Origin of the sequence: Marilutibacter maris, assembly GCF_003233695.1 — a bacterium.
GTDB classification, from domain to species: Bacteria; Pseudomonadota; Gammaproteobacteria; order Xanthomonadales; family Xanthomonadaceae; genus Marilutibacter; species Marilutibacter maris.
Genome location: NZ_CP029843.1, coordinates 383,466 through 405,605, shown reverse-complemented (window position 1 = coordinate 405,605; position 22,140 = coordinate 383,466). Strand labels below are relative to the sequence as shown.

At 69.8% G+C, this 22,140-nt stretch carries 16 protein-coding genes and 1 pseudogene; 6 read left to right on the top strand and 11 right to left on the bottom strand.

Features of this window, described 5'->3' with window-relative positions:
* The first annotated feature begins 254 nt into the window (after nt 1–254).
* The 3 genes and pseudogenes from C9I47_RS01840 to C9I47_RS01830 all read left to right on the top strand — a co-directional run bounded on the left by C9I47_RS01840 (nt 255) and on the right by C9I47_RS01830 (nt 4,047).
* Nucleotides 255–875 (top strand): hypothetical protein, encoded by a 621-nt coding sequence (locus C9I47_RS01840; protein WP_141483258.1) that lies wholly within the window; start codon nt 255–257, stop codon nt 873–875.
* Between the two features lie 65 nt (nt 876–940).
* A pseudogene (locus C9I47_RS01835) lies at nt 941–2,620 on the top strand (type IV secretory system conjugative DNA transfer family protein); the annotation flags it as partial.
* Nucleotides 2,621–2,688: 68 nt separating this feature from the next.
* Nucleotides 2,689–4,047, top strand: a complete 1,359-nt coding sequence (locus C9I47_RS01830; RefSeq protein ID WP_111265218.1) for a hypothetical protein — start codon at nt 2,689–2,691, stop codon at nt 4,045–4,047.
* Nucleotides 4,048–4,092: 45 nt separating this feature from the next.
* Here the strand turns inward: C9I47_RS01830 and C9I47_RS01825 are convergent, their stop codons facing one another.
* From C9I47_RS01825 to arfB, 3 genes are all read right to left on the bottom strand, one after another.
* Entirely contained in the window at nt 4,093–5,490 is a 1,398-nt protein-coding gene (locus C9I47_RS01825) for a glycosyltransferase family A protein (RefSeq protein ID WP_111265217.1), read from the bottom strand.
* A gap of 208 nt (nt 5,491–5,698) precedes the next feature.
* A complete protein-coding gene (locus tag C9I47_RS01820; protein WP_111267904.1) occupies nt 5,699–6,259 on the bottom strand; it encodes a lysophospholipid acyltransferase family protein in 561 nt (186 codons plus the stop codon).
* Between the two features lie 46 nt (nt 6,260–6,305).
* Complete coding sequence (gene arfB / locus C9I47_RS01815) at nt 6,306–6,725, bottom strand: alternative ribosome rescue aminoacyl-tRNA hydrolase ArfB (protein ID WP_111265216.1); 420 nt, start codon at nt 6,723–6,725, stop codon at nt 6,306–6,308.
* Between the two features lie 168 nt (nt 6,726–6,893).
* On the opposite strand from arfB, the gene C9I47_RS01810 reads away from it, so the two are divergent.
* On the top strand, nt 6,894–7,448 hold the full coding sequence (locus C9I47_RS01810) for a DUF2059 domain-containing protein (protein ID WP_190238573.1): 555 nt from the start codon (nt 6,894–6,896) through the stop codon (nt 7,446–7,448).
* 25 nt (nt 7,449–7,473) lie between these two features.
* Here C9I47_RS01810 and C9I47_RS01805 read toward each other — a convergent pair whose 3' ends face one another.
* The 5 genes from C9I47_RS01805 to oleC form a co-directional block, all read right to left on the bottom strand.
* Nucleotides 7,474–8,196, bottom strand: a complete 723-nt coding sequence (locus C9I47_RS01805; protein WP_111265214.1) for a pseudouridine synthase — start codon at nt 8,194–8,196, stop codon at nt 7,474–7,476.
* 121 nt (nt 8,197–8,317) lie between these two features.
* Nucleotides 8,318–9,994, bottom strand: coding sequence for a ubiquinone biosynthesis regulatory protein kinase UbiB (gene ubiB / locus C9I47_RS01800; protein ID WP_111265213.1), 1,677 nt, complete (start codon nt 9,992–9,994; stop codon nt 8,318–8,320).
* Nucleotides 9,991–10,668 (bottom strand): ubiquinone biosynthesis accessory factor UbiJ, encoded by a 678-nt coding sequence (locus tag C9I47_RS01795; protein WP_111265212.1) that lies wholly within the window; start codon nt 10,666–10,668, stop codon nt 9,991–9,993. Before C9I47_RS01795 ends, ubiB begins: the two co-directional genes overlap by 4 nt.
* An 86-nt stretch (nt 10,669–10,754) precedes the next feature.
* Nucleotides 10,755–11,759: a 2-alkyl-3-oxoalkanoate reductase gene (oleD, locus tag C9I47_RS01790; protein ID WP_111265211.1), complete on the bottom strand. Its 1,005-nt coding sequence runs from the start codon at nt 11,757–11,759 to the stop codon at nt 10,755–10,757.
* Between the two features lie 105 nt (nt 11,760–11,864).
* Nucleotides 11,865–13,589 carry an olefin beta-lactone synthetase gene (gene oleC, locus C9I47_RS01785; RefSeq protein ID WP_111265210.1) on the bottom strand — a complete coding sequence of 575 codons (1,725 nt, stop codon included), beginning with the start codon at nt 13,587–13,589 and terminating at the stop codon, nt 11,865–11,867.
* A gap of 179 nt (nt 13,590–13,768) precedes the next feature.
* Here oleC and C9I47_RS01780 point away from each other — a divergent pair, with 179 nt between their 5' ends.
* A complete protein-coding gene (locus tag C9I47_RS01780) occupies nt 13,769–14,191 on the top strand; it encodes a YkgJ family cysteine cluster protein (RefSeq protein WP_111265209.1) in 423 nt (140 codons plus the stop codon).
* Between the two features lie 18 nt (nt 14,192–14,209).
* Here C9I47_RS01780 and C9I47_RS01775 read toward each other — a convergent pair whose 3' ends face one another.
* Nucleotides 14,210–15,121 carry an alpha/beta fold hydrolase gene (locus tag C9I47_RS01775; RefSeq protein WP_111267903.1) on the bottom strand — a complete coding sequence of 304 codons (912 nt, stop codon included), beginning with the start codon at nt 15,119–15,121 and terminating at the stop codon, nt 14,210–14,212.
* A 161-nt stretch (nt 15,122–15,282) separates the two neighbouring features.
* Between C9I47_RS01775 and C9I47_RS01770 the strand changes: the two genes are divergently transcribed.
* Complete coding sequence (locus C9I47_RS01770; RefSeq protein ID WP_111265208.1) at nt 15,283–16,011, top strand: NAD(P)-dependent oxidoreductase; 729 nt, start codon at nt 15,283–15,285, stop codon at nt 16,009–16,011.
* Nucleotides 16,012–16,051: 40 nt separating this feature from the next.
* Here the strand turns inward: C9I47_RS01770 and C9I47_RS01765 are convergent, their stop codons facing one another.
* Nucleotides 16,052–16,738, bottom strand: a complete 687-nt coding sequence (locus C9I47_RS01765) for a phospholipase D-like domain-containing protein (protein WP_111265207.1) — start codon at nt 16,736–16,738, stop codon at nt 16,052–16,054.
* Nucleotides 16,739–16,756: 18 nt separating this feature from the next.
* On the bottom strand, nt 16,757–22,060 hold the full coding sequence (locus C9I47_RS01760) for a DNA repair ATPase (protein ID WP_111265206.1): 5,304 nt from the start codon (nt 22,058–22,060) through the stop codon (nt 16,757–16,759).
* Nucleotides 22,061–22,140: the final 80 nt, after the last annotated feature.

The window sequence follows — 22,140 nt, the reverse complement described above, 5'->3', positions numbered from 1 at the left end:
CGTACCCCAACTTCCGCACCGGGTCGGCCCCGCATCGCGACGGCGACCCGCCCGCGGCCATCGCAATCGTGCGATCGCCCCGACCGGACAACGCGGAACCGCACGAGCACCGGAGGCTCGATGATCCACGCCCCTGATTCCCCACGCAGCGACTCGCCCCATTGCCCGGCCGGCATCGCATGCGCGCCGACGGCGCGCCGCGGCCGCTGCCGGACGCGCTCCGCCGCGGCCCTTATCGACCGGTAGATCACGCCATGTCAGATCCGAAGTACAACGAGATGATCGACTTCCTGGAGAAAGCGGCGCTTCTCGCCGCCGATCTGGAGCGTCGATGCGCCAGCGCCGCCGAGCAGCAGCACAACAGCGCGCGCGAACTGAGTCGCGCCCTGCAACGGGTCGAAGGCGACCTCGGCCAGGTCGTCGCGGCCGGCAAGACCGAACTGGTCCAACACGCCCAGACCGCCGTGCGCCAGGCGCTGGCGGCCGAGGTCGGCGCCGCGACCAAGGCCATCGGCGAGAGCGCCACCCAGTTGCGGCAGATGAGCGACCAGCTCAAGCGCGAACAGTCCGCGATCGGCACGCGGATGCGGGTGATGGGATGGAAGTCGATCATCGCCGTCGGCGCCGCCGCGTTCCTGACCCTGGCCGGCTCCAGCTTCGTCCTGTGGAACAACGTCAAGAAGATCCAGCGCACCCAGGTCCAGGCCGAGGTGATGCAGGCGCTCAAGCAGGTGACCGTGACCTCGTGCGACGGCCAGCCCTGCATGAAACTGGTCGACGGCCAGCCGCGCTGGTCGAAGAATCCGGACTATATCCTGGTGGATACCGCCGCGCCCGCCGCCGGGCAATCGACCCGGCGCGATTCGGCGCGCTGAGCGCGCGCCACCGCGGACGGTTCCGGTCCATGCCCCTACGAAACATCGAGTGACAGGTTGAAGTCGTGTCCAAATCCAAGATCATCTTCCTTCTGGTCCTTGCCCTGCTGACGATTGCGGCCGGGCTGTACGCCTCCGGCTGGCTGGCGCTGTCGTTCATGAAGCTCGATACCGGCGCGCTCAAGTTCAACACCTGGTGGACCTACATGCAGCTGCTCGACCACCCGCGCATGCAGTCGTTCGGCGGCCGGGTCAAGCTGGCGGGCGTGATCGGCTTCGGCCTGCCGGCCCTGCTCTGGATCATCGGCGGGCTGCTGGCGCTGCGCGCCGGCATGCGCAAGGGCCTCCATGGCAATGCCCGCTTCGCCCGGCTGGGCGAGCTGGCCAGCAAGGGGTTCCTCAAGTCGGCCAGCAACGGCGTCGTCGTCGGCAAGATGGGCGGCAAGCTGCTGCGCCTGGCCGGCCAGCAGTTCGTGATCCTGGCCGCGCCGACCCGCTCGGGCAAGGGCGTGGGCGTGGTCATCCCCAACCTGCTCGAGTACGGCGAGTCGGTGGTGGTGCTCGACATCAAGCAGGAGAACTTCGACCTGACCTCCGGCTGGCGCGCGCAGCAGGGCCAGGAGATCTACCTGTTCAATCCGTTCGCCGACGATCGCCGCACCCACCGCTGGAACCCGCTGACCTATGTTTCGAAGGATCCGGCATTCCGGGTATCGGACCTGATGAGCATCGCCGCCATGCTCTACCCCGATGGCGACGACAAGGACAAGTTCTGGACCAGCCAGGCGCGCAATGCCTTCATGGCCTTCACCCTGTACCTGTTCGAGCGCGCCGATCACGAGGGCGCGGCCGCGACTCCGCCGACCCTGGGCGGTGTCTATCGGCTGTCCTCCGACACCGGTGGCCAGGAACTCAAACCGTATCTGGAGAAGCTGTCGCAGGAGCCGTTCCTCAGCGCCAACGCGCGCACCGCCTTCGCCGGGCTGCTGTCGCAGGCGGACGTCACCTTCGCCTCGATCATCGGCAGCTTCAAGGAACCGCTCAACGCCTGGATCAATCCGGTGCTGGATGCGGCCACCAGCGCCGACGACTTCCGCCTCGACGACGTGCGCAAGCGCAAGATGACGATCTACATCGGCATCCAGCCGAACAAGCTGGCCGAGAGCCGGCTGATCGTGAACCTGTTCTTCAGCCAGCTGATCAACGTCAACACCAAGGAACTGCCGCAGAACAATCCCGAACTCAAGCACCAGTGCCTGCTGCTGATGGACGAGTTCACCGCGCTGGGCCGGGTCGACATCATCTCCAAGGCGGTGGCCTACATGGCCGGCTACAACCTGCGCCTGCTGCCGATCATCCAGTCGATGGCCCAGTTGGACGCGGTCTACGGCAAGGAACTGTCGAGGACGATCATCACCAACCACGCCCTGCAGATCATCTACGCGCCGCGCGAGCAGCAGGACGCCAACGACTACTCCGAGATGCTCGGTTACACCACCGTGCACCGCAAGAACCGCACCCGTTCGCGCGGCCAGGGGCGCAGCACCTCCTATGCCGAGACCCAGGAGAAGCGTGCGTTGATGCTGCCGCAGGAACTCAAGGCGATGGGCCCGGACAAGGAGATCGTGCTGTACGAAGGGCTGCCGCACCCGGTGAAATGCGAGAAAATCCGCTACTACCAGGACCGCTACTTCACCAAGCGGCTGCTGCCCAAGGTCGAGGTGCCGGAGGTGTCGATGTCCGAAACCGGTAGTTCGAACATGCCCCCCGCCATCGCCGCGGACAGGAGCACCACCCAGGCGCTGAGGACCCCGTGACGACTCCATCCGACGCCCCCGACCAGGCACCGAAGTCCGATCCGCTGTACGAGCTGACCCTGCTGCGCGACCTGGAGCTGGTCAACGCGCGCGTCAGCCGCGACCTCGGCCCACCACCCGTCGGCGGCCTGCCGGTCGAACCCTGGCGCAAGCCGGCCACGCCCTATCGGCCGCTGCCGCCCCGACGCGAGCTGTTGCAGGCGATCGAGCAGGCAGCGCCCGTCAGTCATGCGCCGATGCCGGAGGCGTCACAGCCGCCGGGCCACGCGCCGATGCCGCAGGCGACGCACACGCCCGAATCAGGCCAGGCATCGGCACCGGAGCCCTCGCGCGCGCCCGCACCGCATCATCCGCCGGTGCAGGCACCGACGCAGGCGCCCGCACCCAGCCACGCGCCGATGCCGCAAGCCTCGCACGCGCCGGAACCGCATCGTCCGCCGGTGCAGGAACCGGCACCGACGCCAGCGCCAAGCCAGGCGCCGATGCCGCAAACCTCGCATGCGCCGGAACCGCATCGTCCGCCGGCGCAGGAACCGGCACCGACGCCAGCGCCAAGCCAGGCGCCGATGCCGCAAATCTCGCATGCGCCGGCACCAGCACCAGCACCAGCAGCGGAAGTCTCGTACGCGCCACGCCAGGAGCCGGCGCCGGAATCCGCGCCAGCGCCGGCGGCAACCGACGTGCGTCAGGCGCCTGCTCAGCCGCACGTTCCCATGCCGGACACCTCGAACGCGGCTCCGTCCTACCGTCGCGAAGCGACCGCTCCGGGGGCAAGCGGCCAGGCCCCGTTGGCGACCGGCGCCGCGGGTGCGACCGCTACGCACACCCGCCAGGAACCCACGACCCGGCTCAACCCCCAGCCAAGCGAGCGCTACGAGATCGCGATGGTGATCCAGGGCGCGCCGGGACCGTTCGCCGATATCGGCGGCTGGGTCCAGTACGAGCTTTCCGACGGCGATGCGATCCCCGGCGGGCCGCTGCAGCCGCTGCAGGCGCTCGCCCCGAGCAAGAATCTGCCGCTGGTGTTCGGCAAGGAGCGCGAAGGCGTCTATACGACCGAAGTCGCGGTCGACGCGTTTGTGGTCGATGCCGGTCCGGGCGTGGAGCCGACGCGCCACTGGCGGATGTCGCTGCTCAACACCCGGCTCAGGGGACGCTCGATCCGCTTCACGCCCGACCTGAGTCTGGAGGAGCTGCGCGCGGGACGGCCGAAGACCCGCTACTTCGCCTGCCGCAACTACCTTTCCCCCGAACTCGAGAATCTGCACGACTCCGGCGAGTCGTCGCCGGCGAAGTTCGACCCGGACATCCAGAACGAACTGTTCGCGATCACATTGACGCCCCGGCGACTGTAATGCCGGTCGTCGGCCCGGCGGCGACGCCCCGCCGGGCCATCCGCCTCAGCCGGCCCGGCGCAATCGCAACGGCGCCGGCGCCAGCCTCAACATCCCGGCGACCACGGTCAGCAGATCGGCGAACATCAACAGCGAGCGCAACGGCGTACTGGCCAGCGCCCGGCCCAGCACCCGCATGCGCTCACCGCCGGTGGCGGTAGCCGCAACCACGGCAACCCAGACCACGGCATCGACCAGCAGCAGGCCCAGCGCCGCGCCGGCCATGCCCAGCGCGACCAGTGCCACCGCCAGCGCGGGAACCAGCACCTTGTCCAGCGCGGCCGCCGCCTGCGCCCAGCCGATCGGCCGCCCCTGCTCGCGGGTCAGGCGCTCTCCGAATGGCTGCCGATAGGCCTCGACCACACGGCGCGCATCCGGCGTCCCGCGGGCGCTGGCGCGCCAGCGCCGCCACAGCCGCCGCGGCCACTTGAACGGACTCCGCAGCAGGGCATCGAATTCGACGCAACTCTGCATGTAGGCCGAGGTCGCGCGGCCGTGGCGCAGCGGCAGTTGCTCCAGCGACCGCACCGGTGCGTGCGCGTGCACATCGGCCAGACGCACGTTGCGGTAGCCCTCGTTGTTCAACGCCATCGCCACGAACAGGTCCGGCATGCCGGTGAGGGCGTCGCCGTAGATCGGCTCGAAACGATCGAACACGTCCTTCAGATAGCCGCGCCGGTACGCCGTCGCGCGGCCGTGGGAGACCGCGATACCGCCGAACAGGGCCATCTGTCCGCGATCGAGAAAGCCCTGCTGGAAACGACCGGTGGACTCGTGGAAGGCCGCGGCCAGCCACGTCGTCAGGCGATGCCAGCGGTCCCCGCGCAGACGCGGATCGATATACGGATCGCTGGCGACCCAGCGCCGGAAGCCGTCGCCGGTAGCCCAGCGCCGACGGTCGCGCGCGCGCATGGGCCGGCTGGTGCCGGCGACGCTGGCGATGCCCGCCCCCTCGTACAAGGTCTGCACGCAGCGACGGATGTAGTCCGGCGACTCGAGCACCACGTCGCCGTCGATCACGAACAGCACATCGCAGTCCATCTCGCGCGCCTGGCGCTTCAGGGTCGGCGCCCGCCCCAGCGACCACTTGCGCTCGATGACCTCCAGGGGCATCGCATTGGCGAGGGCGAATTCGGAGGCGATCTGCACGGCATGGTCGCCAAGGGCGCCGCCGTCATCGATCAGGACCAGGCGCCGGACCGGATGGTCCTGCGCGAGCAGCGAGGCCAGGCAATAGGCGATGTCGTGCTGATGCCCCCGGGTATGGATGACGACGTCGACCACAGCCAGTCGCCAGTCCTCGTCCGGAGCGGGAACGGTACGCTCCGGTCCGCGCAGCAGCCCGAGCGCGCTGATCAGCGCGTTCGGGCCCAGGGCGGACAGGGTGTGCGCGGCGACGGGCATGGCTCAGCGCCCGCCCACCGGCGCCGCATGGCGCCAGCACCCCTGTGGTTTGCGTACCGACCGCATCGAAACCTCCTGTCACGCGACGGCAGTCGACATTTGACCGCGTCCTGCATCACAAAAACGGATGCAAGAAACATGCCAGATTGCCCCATCGAGTGCCACCCGAAGGGCGCCCCCGCGCAACCTCCGGACGGCGACCGGTCCGCTAGACGGTACCGCGGTTGCGCCCGATCCAGGGCCGGTACCACTGGCGTATCCGGGCCATGTCCGCGGCCGGGTCGGCACTGGGATGGAACACCTCGCCAATTCCGATCACCCGCTCCGGATAGTGGAAATAGGCGGCCAACACCGGCACCCCCGCGGCGCGGGCGATCTTCAGGAACCCCGACTTCCACTCCTTGACCGGCTTGCGGGTGCCCTCCGGGGCGATCACGAACCACATGCGTTCGGCCTCGCGGATCATCGCCGCGGCCTGCTCGACCATCCCGCGCGGCGCGCGGCGGTCGATCGGAATCGCCCCCAGCCGCCGCAACAGCGGCCCCAGCGGCCACCAGAACAACTGGTGCTTGCCCAGCACCCGCACATCCAGTCCCAGCGCGATCTTGGCCGCGAACCCCCAGATGCCATCCCAGTTCGAGGAGTGCGGCGCCGCGATCATCACCAGCTTGGGCAGGTCGGGAATCGTGCCGACCACCCGCCATCCCCCCAGCCGCAATACCGCGCGACCAAGCCAACGGGTGAAACGGTTGGGGTGGACCCTCGGCATCGAGGGCGGAATGTCCGGCAACAAACTGGCTTCGTCGACCAAGCCCTTACTCCCAGTTCTGCGGCGAGCGGCCGCGCTTGATGGTACTGCGCTGACGTTTCTCGCCCAGCCGCCGCTCGCGCGCGCCGCGACTGGGGCGGGTCGCGATGCGCGGCTTGGGCGCATGCAGACCGGTCTCGATGAAGGCCGCCAGGCGTTCGCGCGCGTCCTCGCGATTGCGTTCCTGGGTGCGGAACCGCTGCGCGCTGATCACCAGCACGCCCTCACCGGTGACGCGGCGATCGCGACGCGCCAGCAGGCGCGCGCGCACCGGCTCCGGCAACGCCGCCGAGCCGGCCACGTCGAAACGCAGCTCGACAGCGGTCGCGACCTTGTTGACGTTCTGTCCACCCGGGCCGGCCGAGCGCACGAAGCGTTCGACCAGTTCGGCCTCGGGAATCGAGATGTTGGCAACGTTGACGGACATCGGCAGGGATCGGCGGCGGCGCCGCGGGTGTGCGAAAACAGTATCAATCGAAACGGTTGTAAGGGGATTGTAGTGCGCATCGCCGTTCGCACGCGTATCGGACAGGGATTGACGACGATCACATAGCGACCGAGCATGGCGCCGACTTCATTGCAACGGAATCGCACGATGACCCTCCACAAGCGCCTGCGCACCGCGGGCAACGCCATCGCACGGCTCGCGCTGCCGCTCCTGCTGCTGACCGCGCCGGCCGTATTCGCGGCACCGCCCAGCGATGCCCAGGTGGACCGCCTGATGGAACTGACCCGGGTCCGCGACACCCTGGAATCGATGTGGCCGCAGATCGAGGCCATGCAGCAGCAGGTCGTCGAGCAGACCCTGGCCGGTGCCGGACACAAGCCCGACAAGGCCGAGCGCGCGCAGTTGGACGCACTGTTGGAGCGGCAGATGCGGACGCTGCGCTCGGTGATGTCATGGGAGCAGATGGAGCCGGTCTATCGCGATATCTATCAACAGACCTTCGAGGCCGAGGACGTCGACGCGATGATCGCGTTCTACGAGAGCGAGGCCGGCCAGAAGCTGATCGCCAAGATGCCGCAGCTGATGCGCAACACGATGGAGGCGACCCAGCGCCTGATCGCGCCGGCGATCGAGGAGATGCAGCGCGACATCCGCTCCGCCACCAAGGCCGGCATCGGCGACAAGGACGCCGCGGCCGACTAGGCCGCGCCCGCGGCGGCTCAGCCGCTCAGCCGGCTCCGGGGACTTCCCGCACGCCGTCGGCGGCGGCCCCGTCGAACAGCGCCAGGGCCTTCGCGAAGGCGGCATCCGGCGGCGCGACCGCCTCGATCCGCGCGCCGGTATGCGGATGCGCGAACGCCAGCCGCCGCGCATGCAGCAGCATGCGGTGGATGCCCATCATCCGGAAGCTGCGGTTATGCCGGCCGTCGCCATGGCTGGTGTCGCCGATCAGGTGATGCGAGGCATGCTTGAGGTGGCGACGGATCTGCCGGTAGCGGCCGGTGTCGAGGGTGGCCTCCATCAACGCATAGCGAGAGGTCGGAAATCCCGTCGACGGCAACTCGAGCTCGGCGCAGGCCAGACGCCTGAAGTGGGTGATCGCCGGCTTCTTCAACGGCTTGCCGGGGCCGCCGTCGAGCGCGTGGTCGATGGTGAACTCCGGCTCCGGCCAGCCGCGGCAGATCGCCCAGTAGACCTTTTCGACCTCGCGCGACATCAGCACCTTGCCCAGCGCCGAGGCGGTGTCGCGATCGAAGGCCAGCAGCAGACAGCCGCTGGTGGCGCGGTCGAGGCGATGGACCAGGAAGATCGGCCTCCCGAACTGCTCGCGCAGGCGGTCGGCGGCGAAATCGGTCTCGCCGCGTGCCAGCGCACTGTCGTGGACCATCAGCCCGGCCGGCTTGTCGACCACGGCCAGGTTGTCGTCCAGATGCAGGACCGGAAGTTCCATCACCGCATCCCCTCGCCGGGGTGGCCGCATCCATAGGAGCGGCGTAAGCCGCGATGAGGCTTGCGCGGGAAGGCCCGATCTCGGCTTGCGCCGCTCCTGCGAAAGCCTTTGGAGCGATGGCTCATCGCCGCCGCGGCCAGGCGGCCAGCAGCGCCCAGACGCCGCCCAGCGCGGCGATCCACGCCGGTGCCGGCACCGACAACCAGATCGGGCCGCCGGCCTGCAGCGCGTACAGCACCGCGGCGACGATCAGCAGACCGGTACCGAGCAACGCGGACACGGTGCGCCGCTGCAGGTCCTTGACCGCCCGGGTCAGCTCGGACAGGTCGTGCGAATGCATCTGCAGGCTGTGGTCGCCGTCGACCTGCTGCCGCAACCAGGCGTGCAGCAGTCGCGGCATTTCCGGTGCGCGGGTCACCAGCTCGGGCAGACGCTTGCGGAACTCGCCGAACAGCCGCTGCGGGCTGTAGCGCTCGACCAGGATCTTGCCCAGCACCGGTCGCGCCACCGCCCAGATGTCGAGCCTGGGATCGAGCAGGCGGCCGACGCCCTCGATGTTGAGCAGGGTCTTCTGCAGCAGGATCAGCTGCGGCTGCAGGGTCAGCTCGTAGCGCCGGGCGACCCGGAACAGCTTCATCAGCACCTCGGCCAGCGAGATCTCGCTCAACGGACGGGTGAAGTACGGCTCGCAGACCGAGCGCGCGGCCGCCTCCAGCTCATCGATGCGGATGTGCGCCGGCATCCAGCCGGCCTGCACGTGCAGCTCGGCGATGCGGCGGTAGTCGCGATTGAAGATCGCCATGAAGTTCTCGGCGAGGTAGTACTGATCCTCGTCGGAGAGCTGGCCCATGATCCCGAAGTCCAGCGCGATGAAGCGCGGATTGGCGCGCCGCGCGGGATCGGCGTCGACCCAGATGTTGCCGGCATGCGCGTCGGCATGGAAGAAATTGTCGCGGAACACCTGGGTGTAGAACACCCGCACGCCCTTGGCCGCCAGCGCGCGCCGGTCGATGCCGGCCGCGTCCAGCGCCTCGACGTCGTCGGACGGGATGCCGTGCACGCGCTCCAGGGTCAGTGCGCGCTCGGCGGTGTGGGTCCAGATCACCTCCGGCACGTAGAGATCGTCGCTGTCCTGCCAGAACCGCCGCAGCACGCTGGCGTTGGCGCCCTCGCGCTGCAGGTCCAGTTCCGCGGACAGGGTGTTCTCGACCTCGTCGACGACCTCGCGCGGGCGGATCTTGTCGGCATTGGGATGGGTGCGATCGACCAGCGCCGCGAGCGCGCCGAGCAGGGCGATGTCGCCGGCGATCTGCTTCTCGATCTCCGGCCTCAACACCTTCACCACGACTTCGCGCGGCGGCCTGCCGTCGACCGATGGCAGGGTCGCCGCGTGCACCTGGGCGATCGACGCCGAGGCCAGCGGCACGGTGTCGAACGAAGCGAACGCCTCCGCGACGGGGCGCTCCAGGGCCTTTTCGACGATCGCGCGGGCCTGCTCGCCGTCGAACGGCGCGACCCGGTCCTGCAGCAGCGACAGCTCGTCAGCGACGTCCTGCGGTACCAGGTCGCGACGGGTCGACAGGATCTGCCCGAACTTGACGAAAATCGGCCCCAGGTCCTGCAACGCCATCCGCAGCCGCGCGCCGCGCGACTCGCACGCGATCGCCTGCGACGCGCTGGGCACGAACGGACGCGCCAGCCTCAGCCAGCGCTCGGCCGGGGTGCCGTCGAGCAGATCGTCGAGACGGTAACGCAGCAGCACGCGACCGATGCGCCAGGCACGCAACGCGGACTTCATTGCGCGGGCCCCTGCGCGGCGGCGCGGTCGGCCGGGACCGCGGGCTTGGATGCGGCCCGCAGACGGGCGACCCGCGCGGCAAGCCGCTCGACATCGTCGCGAACGGTATCGACGTCGTCGTGGAAGGCGTTGAGTTCGTCGCGTCCGACCACGTCGCGCGACTCCTCGGTCAGGAACTCGGCGGCATTGGCGGCGAACGCGGCGCCGGCGCCGCGCGCGTGGCGCAGGCCGGCGGCGAGCGCGCTGGCGATCTGCACCCCGACCACCTCACCGAACACCGCCACGAACGGTTGCTGCCAGTCGGGATCGAAGCGCTCGGCCAGCCGTTGCAGACGGCGCGCGAGGTCGGCATCGCCCTCCATCCGCAACTGGCCCACCGGCGGCGCGTCGTCGTTGCGCAGGAACGGCAGTTGCGAGACCAGTCCGGACAGGGTCGTGCGCACCGACAGATCGGCCGCGTCCGCGGCCGGGCCGACTTCCAGCCGCTCGCCGGCGACCCGCACTTGCAGCGCCAGCGGCGGCGCCGACAGATGCATCGAGACGCGGCGGCCATCGAGCGCACGCAGGGCGTCGCGTGTTTCCGGATCAAGCGCCAGCGCCCGGTTGAGCGCGGCTTCGAGCACCCGCCCGGCGACGGGCTTGAGGCGGTCCAGGGGGGAGCGTGGGGAGTTCATCCGGCCATTTTAGGGCCTGACACCACGATCGTGCCGGATAACCGGGCGACCCGTCGGGCCACCGCGATCCCGGAACCGCCAGAAGCTCAGTCGACGACCGCCTGCGACCAGCTTTCGCGCAGCCGCCGCAGGCCCTCCTCGACGCTGATCTTCGGCACGTAGCCGAAGTCCCGGGTCGCCGGCGCCATGTCGTACCAGTGGCTGGTCGCCAGCTGTTCGGCGAGGAAGCGCGTCATCGGCGGCTCGCCGGACAGCCGCAGCAACGGCCACGCGCCTTCGCAGATCGCGCCGATCGCGTAGGCGACGCCGAACGGCAGGTGCTTGTCGACCTCCGGCGCCCCGACCGCGCGCAGCAGCGAGTTGAGCAGCTCGCGCATCGGCATCGGCTCGCCGTTGGAGATGAAGTAGGCGCGCCCGGCGCAGGCACTGCCCGGCGCCAGGTGGTCGAAGGCGTCGAAGTGGGCCTGGGCGGCGTTGTCGATATAGGTCGCATCGACCCGGTTGTCGCCGCTGCCGACGATGCGCAGGCGGCCGGCGCGGGCGCGCTCGACCAGGCGCGGCAGGATCTGGTTGTCGCCCGGCCCCCAGATCAGTCGCGGACGCAGCGCGACCGTCGCCAGGGTGGTCGAGTTCGCCCGCAGCACCGCCTTTTCCGCCTGCAGCTTGGTCGAGGCATACGGGGCCTTGAGGTGCTCGCCATAGGGCACGGTGTCGGCGGTGCCGCCCTCGACCGGGTGGGTGGCGCCGTGGGTCACGCTGGGCGTGGAGGTATGGACCAGCCGTCCGATGCCGTGTACGCGGCAGGCCGCGATCACGTTGTCGGTGCCGATCACGTTGGCGTCGTAGTAGCTCTGGTAGCTGCCCCAGGCGCCGGCCTTGGCGGCATTGTGGAACACCGCCGCGCAGCCGTCGGCGGCGGCGATCACCGCATCGCGCTCGGCAAGGTCGCCGCGCACCTGCTCGACGCCCATGCGCTCGAGCGCGTCGTAATGACCGCGGTTGTAGCTGACCACGTGGTGGCCGCGCTCGCGCAGGCCGCGGCACAACGCCTGCCCGAGAAAGCCACCGCCGCCGGTAACCAGGATCTTCATCTGTCTTCCATCCCCAACTGCCCTTGCCCCCGAAATCCGCTGCCGCTCCGGCGACCGCAGCCTGCCGCCGGCGCTTGCCTTCGATGTCCCAACCCGGCCGCGGCGCTACGCCTGGCGCTCGGCCCACAGCGCAAGCTTCTCACGACCGATCTTGGCATTGTGGCGGATGTCGACCGGGAACCCGGGATGGCGCAGGAAGCGGCCGACGCCGGCGCAATGCGGATGCGCGGCGGCGATCGCGCGCAGCGCGCGTTCGACCGCCGGCCACTCGCGTTTCGGCACGCCGTCGGCCAGTTCGACGCAGAGCACCGGACGCTGTGCGCCGGATGGGCCGACCCCGACCAGGGCGGTGCGCCTGACCTGCGGATGGGTATTGAACACCGGTTCGACCTGCTCGGTGTACAGCGGACCGGCGGCGGTCTCGACCCGGTGCGACTTGCGCCCGCAGAACCACAGCCGGCCCTGCGCATCGAAATAGCCGACGTCGCCCATGCGGTGGACGATGCGGCTGCCGCCGTCGACGCGGACCTCGCGGATCTTGGCCAGGCGGGTCTGCGCATCGCGGTTGAAATAACTGTCGGTCGCGGTCGGACCGGCGACGGTGATCTCGCCGACCTCGCCGGCCGGCAGGACGTCCGCCTGCGACCAGTCCTCGATCGCGTCGTCGCGGATGCCGATGATGCGGACCTCGTTCGGCGCCACCGGGCGGCCGACGCAGGTGCCGGCGCCGGACTCGGTGGCGGTGCGGGTCGCTTCCAGCTCGCGTCCCTCGATGACCGCGACCGGCAGGCACTCGGTGGCGCCATATGGCGTCCAGAACTGCGCGTCCACCGGCAACAGCGTGCGCATCTTCGCGACCACCGCGGCCGGCACCGGCGCCCCGGCCGAGGTGACCCGCTTCAGGGTCGGCAGCGGTGCGCCGAAATCGGCCAGCACCTTCATCAACGCCGGCGAGCCGAACAACTGGTCGACCCCGAAACGGGCGATCGCGTCGTGCAGGCGGCGCGGGTCCGCCTGCGCCGGCCGGGTCGGGTCCATGTCCGGGATCACCGAGGTCAGGCCCAGCGCCGGATCGAACAGCGCGAACGGCGGAAAGGTCGGCAGGTCGACGCCGCCGGCGCGGATGCCGAACGCTTCGCGCAGCATGTCGATCTGGGCGACGAAGTGGCGATGCCGGTAGACCACGCCCTTGGGCACCCCGGTCGAGCCGCTGGTGAACAGGATCGCGGCGACCTCGTCGGGTCCGGTGTCGGCCAGCTCGAATTCCGCGGCGGCATCGCGGCCGTCGGCCTCGACCCCGGCCAGGGTCGCATCGGCCAGCCAACCGCGGCGACCGGTGGTGATCCGCACCCGCGCCGATCGCGCCCAGCCCAGCAGCACCCGCGCGAACTGCGCCAGCGGAATGCCGATGAAGGCCTCGGCACGGGCCTCGTCCAGGCACTGCTTCAGCGCGCGCCGGTCGATGCCCGGGTCGACCAGCACCGGCACCGCGCCGGCCTTGAACAGGGCGAACATCAGCAGGAAGAACTCCGGAGACGGCCGCACCATCACCACGGTGCGGGTACCGCGGCCGACCCCGTGGCGGGCGAGGCCGGCGGCGATCGCGTCGCTGCGGGCATCCAGATCGCGGTAGCTCAGGACCGAGTCGTAGCCGGCCAGACCGTCGCCACCGCGCTTGCCCGGGCAGCGCATGGCAATGCGTTCCGGCGCCTGCGCCGCCAACCGTGGCAGGCTCGCGGCGATATTGCAGCGCGCCGCGGCGCCCGCGGCCGTCACCGGCTCAGGGGGCTGCGGGACCGGGGTTTCGTCGGGGCTGTGCTGTTGCGCCATCCGGGTCCGTCGTCGGGTTCACCAGGCGCCATTGTCGCCGTTCCGGCCACCGCCTGGCCAAGGGCCACCGGACGCCCCGCCACGCGGAGGGTTCGCGGCACTTGCGCGCGGCCGCGGAATCCCCAAAATTCCGCCACCCCCGAACGTATCCGCCCCATCCACAATCCGGACCGCGGCCCATGAGCCACCCCTGCCTCACCTGCGGCGCCTGCTGCGCCCACTTCCGCGTGTCCTTCCACTGGGCCGAGACCATGCCGACCCTCGGCGGGACCGTCCCCGAGGCGATGACCGAACGCTTCGACCATCACCGAGTGGTGATGCGCGGCACCTCGTCCAAGACCCCGCGCTGCATCGCCCTGGATGCGGAAATCGGCGTGTACTCGCGCTGCTCGATCCATCAGATCAAGCCCAGCGTGTGCCGCGAGGTGCCGGCCTCGTGGGAGCCCACCAGCAACGGCCCGGGCGAGCCCAGCGCGCAATGCGACAAGGCCCGCATCGCCCATGGCATGCCGGTGCTGACTCCGGCCGACTGGGACTTCCCGACCGAGCCGACCGAACCGCCGACCGAGCCCCCGGCACCGCTCGCGCCACTGGCGGCCTGACCCCGCCGCCACCCCGGACTACAGCGGGTTGCGCTCCAGGAACGCGCGGATCGCCGGTACCAGCACCTCGGCCTTGTCCTGCAGCACGTAGTGGTTGGCGTCCTCGAACGCATGGACCTCGGCATCCGGCAGCGCGGCGACGAAGCCGTCCAGGAAGTGCCTGTCGAACACGAAATCGCGCAGGCCCCAGCCGATGAACACCGGGCGGTCGTTGTACTCGTGCAGCACCCGCGCCGACTCGACCAGCAGCGACCAGGCGCGGTCGCCCTCGCCCAGCGGGATGTCCTGCATGAAACGCAGGGTGCTGATCGCATTGCGCCAACCGTTGTAGGGCGCCTCGAATGCCCGCCGCACCCCGGGCGGCATCCGCCGGCTCACTCCGATCCGGGTCGCGCCGCGCGCGAACAGGTTGAACGCGCGGATCATGAAACCGCCGATCCGCGAGTCGCGTCCCAGCGACAGCTGCCACGGCATCGGCTTGGCCGCCGGCAGCGGGAACGCGGCGGTGTTGAGGATCACCAGTCGCCGCACCCGCTGACGCTGCTTCAGCGCCCAGCCAAAGCCGATCATGCCGCCCCAGTCGTGCACCGCCAGGGTGACCGGGCCGTCCACGCCCAGGTGCGCGAGCAGGGCCTCCAGGTCGTCGATCCGCGATTGCAGGGTGTAGGTGTAGGCATCGTCGCCGGGGCGGTCGGACAGGCCCATGCCGACGTGGTCGGGCACGATGCAGCGATACGCCTTGCCGGCGGCGGGAGCCGCCAGATCCGACACCAATCGGCGCCAGTAGTAGCTCCACGACGGATTGCCGTGCAGCATCACGATCACTTCTCCGTCGCGCGGGCCCTCGTCGAGGTAGCTCATCGCGATTCCGGGACGGACATCGAAGCGCTTCGGGGTGAACGGGTACTCGGGATAGGCGACTTCGGACATCACGGACTCGACGACGACCCGGACGGGTCGGGGGCCGCCATTATCCCGTCCTCGCGCCGCCACGCCCAGCACGGCCCCGCCGCTCCGCCACCCCGGAGACTGTCGGTACCAGTGGCAACGCATGCCATCATGCCCGCGGAGCCCGCAACGGACGCGACCCCATGACGGTACTGGTAGCCGGCGCCAGCGGTGCGACCGGGCGACTGCTGGTGGACATCCTGCTCGGCCACGGCCGCCGGGTGCGCGCCATCGTGCGCTCGCCCGCGCGCCTGCCGGCGTCCCTGCGGGAACACCCCCGGCTGTCGATCGTGCATGCCGACCTCCTCGACCTGGACGAGGAAGCGATGGCCAGGCACGTGGAGGATTGCACCGCGATCGTCTCCTGCCTGGGGCACAACCCGACCCTCAGGGGCCTCTTCGGCCCACCGCGCCGGCTGGTGACGGAGGCGACGTCGCGGCTGTGCGAAGCGGTCCGCCGCTGTCGGCCGGAGCGGCCGGTCAGGTTCGTGCTGATGAACACCGCCGGCAACCGCAACCGGGGCATCGCCGAGCCGGTCGCGCTCGGCGAGCGGCTGGCGGTCGGACTGATCCGCCTGCTGCTCCCGCCGCATCGCGACAACGAGGACGCAGCGGCCTGGCTGCAGGCCTGGTTCGGGCCCGGCGATACCGCGATCGAATGGGTCGTGGTCAGGCCCGACAGCCTGACCGACGCGGACCGGGTGACCGCTTACGACGTGCACCCCTCGCCGATCCGCAGCGCCATCTTCGACCCCGGCCACACCAGCCGCATCAATGTCGCGCATTTCATCGGCGAACTGCTCGCCGACGACCTGGCATGGCGCCGCTGGGCATTGCGGATGCCCGTCGTCTACGACAGCGGCGCGAAATAGCGGCGCGAAATCAGTCTGAGCCGGACGGCCGGCGCGCCGGTCAGGCGGCGTAGCGCTCCCACAGCGACTCGAACTGCCCGCTGTAGCAACGCACCAGGTGGGCGTTGTCGGTGACCGCCAGGTTCTCCTGGTTGTGGACGCTGGCGCTGCGGGTCCAGTTGAAGCTGCCGTTGGCCAGCAGGCGGCCGTCGAACAGCGCGAACTTGTGGTGCATGTGATGGGGCGAGTCGTCCAGCCGCACCGGCACGCCCTTTCCGCGCAGCCAGTCGACATCGTTGCCGGCGTCGAAGAGCTTGTCGTTGTCGCTGATCACCCGCACCTGCACGCCGCGCTTGTGCGCCTGCAGGATGGCATCGCGCAGACGGTCGTCGGAGATCGTGAAGACGCAGATGTCGACCGCCGCGCGCGCGCTCGTGCACAACTCGCGCAACTTGCGCAGGCAACTGTCGCCGGGAGTGAAGCATGCGGTCGATTCCACCGCCGCCACGGCGGTCGCGGTGTCCAGGGTCTTGACCACCTGCTCCAGCCACTTGAGCAGGTCGAACGCGTCCTGCGGCTGCGCCTGCAAGCCCTCGCGCACCATCGCGAACGCACGGTTGCGCAGGAAGCGCACCCGCTCGCGGTCGATCTGTTCGCCGAGCTGGCGCAGCTCGTGGCGCTCGTCGTTGTCGAGCCGATTGTCGAGGAGGGTCTCGCGCAGGCGGCGGTCGAGGCTATCGAAATCCATGTTCCTGTCCTGTATCCGTCAACGCTGGATCCGGCCATGCAGGCGGTCGGAGAACTCCTTCAAGGCCTTCTCCAGCTGCGCCTGCCGTTCGGTCTCGCTCAACGCCGGTTCGCGGCCGCCGCCCTGGCCGGCCAGCCGGACCAGCTCGCCGAGCAACAGCGACTGCTGCTCGGTACGGGCCTGCAGGCTCTCCACCAATGGCGCCAGCGCGGTCAGCAGCGCCGATGCCGACGGTGCCGTGTCCGCCTCACGGGTTTCGCTCACCGGTACCGGGGCCGGGGCCGGCTCGCGGACCGCCAGCTTCTCCAGCGCCGCCAGCAACGCCGGCCACGGCGCGGCAGCGACCGGCTCGCGCGCATCGGCGACGCTGGCCAGGCTCTTCATCCCCTCCGACAGGTCGGCCAGCTGCGCGACCACGCGCTGGCCGACATCGGCATCCTCGCCGCCCATCGCCTTGTTGCGCAGGAAGTCGCGCTTGATCTGCGCCCAGCGCTTGCCCTGGGTTTCGTCGATGACGCCGCGCAGCTCGGCCAGCTTCAGCAGGTTCTCCTCGGCGCCGGTGGTCAGCAACTGCGCCTCGCCCAGGTAGTGGTCGGAGACCAGCCGCTGCAGCTCGGCCTCGTTCATCGCCGGCGAGACCTTCTCCGCCAGCTTGTTCATGTTGCGGTAGCTGCCCTGCAGCTTGAACGGCGGCTCGGTGCGGTACTTGTCGGCCTGCGCGGCGCTGGCGATGTACTGCTGGTTGACCCGGTAGACCACGTCGCGCAGTTTCAACAGCCGCTCCAGGGTCGCGGTGATCTCGTTGACCTCGGCGCCGCTGTAGCTGTGGCTGAGGGCGTTGGCCGAGAACGGTCGGCCCTCGGCCTTGTCGACGAAGCGGTACAGGTCGGCGAGGTCGCGGGTCGCCAGCGGCGCCAGCACCGGGTTGGAGGTCAGGCAGTTCTCGACGTAGCTGAGCTTGAACGCCTCCTCCATGCCGCCGAGGACGTCGCCGAGATTGTAGATATCGGCGCGGTTGGCGAGCATGTCGGGAATCTTGAACACCTCGCCGGACTCGGTGTACGGGTTGCCGGCCATCACCACGCAGAACTTCTTGCCGCGCATGTCGTAGGTGCGGGTGCGCCCCTTCCACACGCCCTCGATGCGGCGGGTGCCGTCGCACAGCGAGATGAACTTCTGCAGGAACTCCGGATGGGTGTGCTGGATGTCGTCGACGTACAGCATCACGTTGTTGCCCATCTCCAGCGCGAGATTGAGCTTCTCCAGCTCCTGACGCGCGGTCGCGTCCGGCGCCTGCGCCGGGTCCAGCGAGCGCACCTCGTGACCCAGCGCCGGGCCGTTGATCTTCATGAAGTTCAGGCCCAGCCGGTGCGCCACGTACTCCATCAGCGTGGTCTTTCCGTAGCCGGGCGGCGAGATCATCATCAGCAGGCCCATCAGGTCGCTGCGCTTGGACTCGCCGACCGTGCCCATCTGCTTGGCCAGGTTGTCGCCGATCACCGCCAGGTAGACATCGTTGATCAGCTTGTTGCGCACGAACGAACTCAGCGGGCGGGGCTTGAACGCGTCCAGCCGCATCGCCTCGCGCTCGCGTTCGGCCAGCGCCTGGCGCTGGGCCTGGTAGCGGCGATAGCCGGGCACGAAGCGGTCGCGATGCTCGCGCAGGCGCGCGGCGAAATCGTCCACCGCCAGCCGCATCCGGCCTTCCGCGATCCGCGGATGCTCGCCGAGCAGGCCCTCGATGTCGGCGTGCAAACCGGTGGTGGTCGGCTTCAGCGCCAACGCCTCGCCCAGCAACAGCAGACCGGCCGCCTCGTCGACATGGCGCGCATCGGCCGCGTGCTCGGGATCGGCGCACAGCGCCAGCAACCATTCGCGCACCAACGACCAGCGCGCGCCCGGTCGCCGTTCCAGCGCCGCCAGCGCCTGCTCGAAACCGGCCCAGGCCTGGGCCGTGGTCAGGCGCGCGCGCAACGCATCGACCAGACCGCGGGCGCTGGCACTGACCATCAGCACCGGATTCGCCACCGCCAGCTCGCCGGCCAGATAGCTGGCCGCCGCCGGCGCCAGTGCGGCATCGAACGGCATCGTCTCGGCGCGGATGTGCTCGACGATGGCCTCGGCGATCTCCGCTTCCAGCGCCTGGATGCCATCGCGGCGGCCCAGCAGGCGGGCGATATCGTGCACGGTGCGGGCGCGCTGCGGCCAGCGAGCGCCGACCTCGCCGTCGCCCAGCGCGGCCCATGCCGACCACGCCAGCGCGCGCGCCTGCGGCGCATGCACCAGGCTGCCGGCACCGGCCTGCAACGGCAGCAGGGCCTGCAGGATCAGCGCGGCATCGTGATCGTGGATGCCCTTCTCGTAACCCTCGCGATAACGCGGGGCGGCGAACTCGCGCACCAGCCGCGCCATCGCCTCCGGCTGCGCCAGCGCCTGCGCCAGCCGATCGGCGTCCAGTCCGTCGGTCTTGTCGCGCGCGGCGTCGACGATCAGCCCGGCCAGATATTCGCCGCGATACAGCTGCGGCGATTCCGAGTCCAGCGACACCTGCCAGTAGTCGCGCGAGGCGTCCAGGGTCTCGTCGTGCAGCGGCTCGAAGAAGTCGGTGCCGGTCAGGTGCAGGGCCAGGCCCTCGCCGCGCGGCATGATGGTCAGGTCCAGCGGCTGGGTGTTGACGCTGAAGCGGTGCCGCGGGCCGAGCCGGATCACGTCGCCGCCGGCCTCGAACAGCTCGCTGCGGTCGCGCTGGCCGCGCACGGCCTGGTCGCGGGCGCCCTTCAGCCGCGCCTCGACATCGTCGGCGCGGACGTTGTCGCGCAGCCCGCGCAGGCGTTCGATCAGCTCGCGCAGCTTCAGGATCAGCGGGTCGCCGGCGAAGAACGCGTTGAGCTCGTCCGCCGACTGCAGGCGCTCGGTGCGCCGCGGCAGACCGTCCAGGATCCGGGTCGCGGCATCGGCCACGCTCTGCGCCTTGCGCTGGCGGTCGTCGAGCAGCGCCTGCTTGTGGGTCTCGAAGGTTTCCAGCAGCTCCTCGCGCTTGGCGAGAATGTCGGACAGGAACTGCTCGTGTTCGCCGAACTGGCTCTCCAGTTCCTCCAGCTGCACCATCAGCCGCGACAGCTGCTCGTCGCACTTCTCCGGGTCCTGCGCCATCGCCAGCGCGCTGGCGATGCTCTGCCCGAACAGACTGAACTGCGCACCGAACTGGGCGACCGACTCGGCCGATCCCAGCTGGCGACGGCGCTGGCCGGCGCGGGCCTTGGCCTGGTTCAGGCGCGCGTACAACGCCGAGATCGACTCGACGATGCGGGTCCGCCGGGTCGCGTCGTCGACCTTCAGCGTCGCCATCAGTTCCGACAGCATGTCGAGGTCGGCGGACATCGCCTGCATCGCCTCCAGCGGCGCGTCGAGGGCGCTGACGCTCTCGGCCGCCTGGGCCTGCGCATCGAACTGCTGCAGGCGTTCGCTGAACGGTTGCAATGCCTGTTCGCCGGCCAGGAACACGCCGGTCGCCTCGCCGAGGCTCGCCTGCGCTTCCAGCACCTGCGCTTCCATCGCGTCGATGCGTTCGACGTCGATGTAGCGTTGCTCGCGCAGGGTCAGCAGGTGTCCGCGCTGGCGCGACAGCGCGCCCAGCGCCTCCACGAACGGCTGCACGCCGTCCCAGTCCTCCGGTCGCAGGCCGGCGATCAGCGCCTTCTGCTGCGCCTCGGCCTCGGCCATCGCCGCCGCCGACTGGCGGCGGATGCCCTCGACCTTCTCGTACTCGTCCAGCACCGACTCGCCGGTGGCGATGACCTCGCGCAACTGCGCGGCGACGCCGCCGGCCTGCGGATCGGCGATCCAGTGGTGCAGGTCGAACAGCCGGCGCGCTTCGTGCACCAGCTGCTGGTAACGCTGCAGCGACACCTCGGTCGAGGCGATCGCGCGGACCAGACCGTAGACGTTGGAGATGCCGCGGACCAGCTCGGCATTGCCGATCCGGCCCAGGAAGCTGTTGTCGGCCGGCTGCCGCGCGGCGAACTCGTCGCTGGTGAACGGGGTCTGCCAGACCTGCATCGGATGCACCCGGGTCGGGTCGTCGCTCTCGGAGGAGAACAGCACCATGCGGCCGTCGGGCAGACGCGCCATGCCATGACCGAACATCGGCGTCTGCAGGCGCCGCTCGATCATGTTGTAGGTGAACAGCGCGGTGCGCCCGGCCTGCGGCTCGTAGAACACGTACAGCACGTCCTCGCCATTGGGCGAGCGCACCGAACGGCTGAAGCGCATGCCGTCCATCGACTGCTCGAACGCCTTGTACTCGCCGTTCTGCAGGTAGTAGCCGCCGGGGAAGACGATGCCGTGATCTTCCGGCAGCTGGATGCAGGCCTGGCCGATCTCGTCGATGCGTCGCACCTGCCGGCTCAGGGTGTTGTAGACCAGGTAGCGCCAGTCGCGCTCGCGATACGGCAGCACCTTCAGCAGGATCAGGCTGCCCAGGCGCGCGAACGACACCTTGGCGTCGTCCAGCGATTGGGTCTTGTCCTCGACCGGTTCGCGATAGATGCCCTCGCCGTCCTCGGTGTTGTTCTCGACCTTGACGGTCAGGTCGCCGCCGAGGGTCTCGACGAACACGGTGTCGAGGATGTTCAGATGCGGATGGCGGCCGTTGACCGCCATCTCGCGGGTCGCTTCGGTCCACTCGAAGTCGTACGGCGCCGGCAGCGCGATGTCGCGCTCGCCGCGGTTGTCCATGTAGCGGACCTCGCGGCCCTCGTCCGCCAGCGCCCAGCGGAACACCCGCAGGTCGTCCAGCCGCTCGCCGATCTGGAACGCCGCCAGCAGCTTGCCGTCGCGCACCGCCAGCTGCACCAGCCGGGTGTCCTTGTAGTAGGCGTACAGCTCGCGGAAGTCCTGCACGAAGCTGTCGGTGCCCAGGAAGCTGTCGGCCGCCGCGACCGGGGTCACGTCGTAGCCGTCGCCCGCCTGCACCAGCTGGTACAGCGAAAACACGTCCTCGACGCGGGTTTCCTTCTTCAGACCGAGGAATACGTTGTAGCCGAACAGCAGACGGTCGCCGACCTGGACCAGGTCGCGGGCGACGCAGTTGTTCTCGGTGCGCACCCGCAGGCGGCCGACGACCTCCATCCGGCTGCTGCCGAAGGTTTCCAGCCGATTCGCGTTGAGCGCCTCGGCCAGCGCGCCCAGGCGCTGTCCCTGATCGGCGAGGCGCCGCTGCAACACCTCGTAGGCGCCGCCTTCGGCCACCGCCTTGTCCACCGCCGAGCCCGCGGCCGCCTGAGCCGTGGTCACTTCCGCCTGAGCGTCCTGTTCCGCCATCCGTCTCCACTCCGGCCCCGCGGGGGGCCTGTCTCGTCACGCGTGTTCATCGTGCGTGCTCAACGTGCGTGTTCAACGCG

Coding starts and splice junctions, on each gene's coding strand:
- C9I47_RS01840 (WP_141483258.1), top strand. CDS start 255: ATGTCAGATCCGAAGTACAACGAGATGATCGACTTCCTGGAGAAAGCG.
- C9I47_RS01825 (WP_111265217.1), bottom strand. CDS start 5,490: ATGCCCGTCGCCGCGCACACCCTGTCCGCCCTGGGCCCGAACGCGCTG.
- C9I47_RS01820 (WP_111267904.1), bottom strand. CDS start 6,259: ATGCCGAGGGTCCACCCCAACCGTTTCACCCGTTGGCTTGGTCGCGCG.
- arfB (WP_111265216.1), bottom strand. CDS start 6,725: ATGTCCGTCAACGTTGCCAACATCTCGATTCCCGAGGCCGAACTGGTC.
- C9I47_RS01810 (WP_190238573.1), top strand. CDS start 6,894: ATGACCCTCCACAAGCGCCTGCGCACCGCGGGCAACGCCATCGCACGG.
- C9I47_RS01805 (WP_111265214.1), bottom strand. CDS start 8,196: ATGGAACTTCCGGTCCTGCATCTGGACGACAACCTGGCCGTGGTCGAC.
- ubiB (WP_111265213.1), bottom strand. CDS start 9,994: ATGAAGTCCGCGTTGCGTGCCTGGCGCATCGGTCGCGTGCTGCTGCGT.
- C9I47_RS01795 (WP_111265212.1), bottom strand. CDS start 10,668: ATGAACTCCCCACGCTCCCCCCTGGACCGCCTCAAGCCCGTCGCCGGG.
- oleD (WP_111265211.1), bottom strand. CDS start 11,759: ATGAAGATCCTGGTTACCGGCGGCGGTGGCTTTCTCGGGCAGGCGTTG.
- oleC (WP_111265210.1), bottom strand. CDS start 13,589: ATGGCGCAACAGCACAGCCCCGACGAAACCCCGGTCCCGCAGCCCCCT.
- C9I47_RS01780 (WP_111265209.1), top strand. CDS start 13,769: ATGAGCCACCCCTGCCTCACCTGCGGCGCCTGCTGCGCCCACTTCCGC.
- C9I47_RS01775 (WP_111267903.1), bottom strand. CDS start 15,121: ATGTCCGAAGTCGCCTATCCCGAGTACCCGTTCACCCCGAAGCGCTTC.
- C9I47_RS01770 (WP_111265208.1), top strand. CDS start 15,283: ATGACGGTACTGGTAGCCGGCGCCAGCGGTGCGACCGGGCGACTGCTG.
- C9I47_RS01765 (WP_111265207.1), bottom strand. CDS start 16,738: ATGGATTTCGATAGCCTCGACCGCCGCCTGCGCGAGACCCTCCTCGAC.
- C9I47_RS01760 (WP_111265206.1), bottom strand. CDS start 22,060: ATGGCGGAACAGGACGCTCAGGCGGAAGTGACCACGGCTCAGGCGGCC.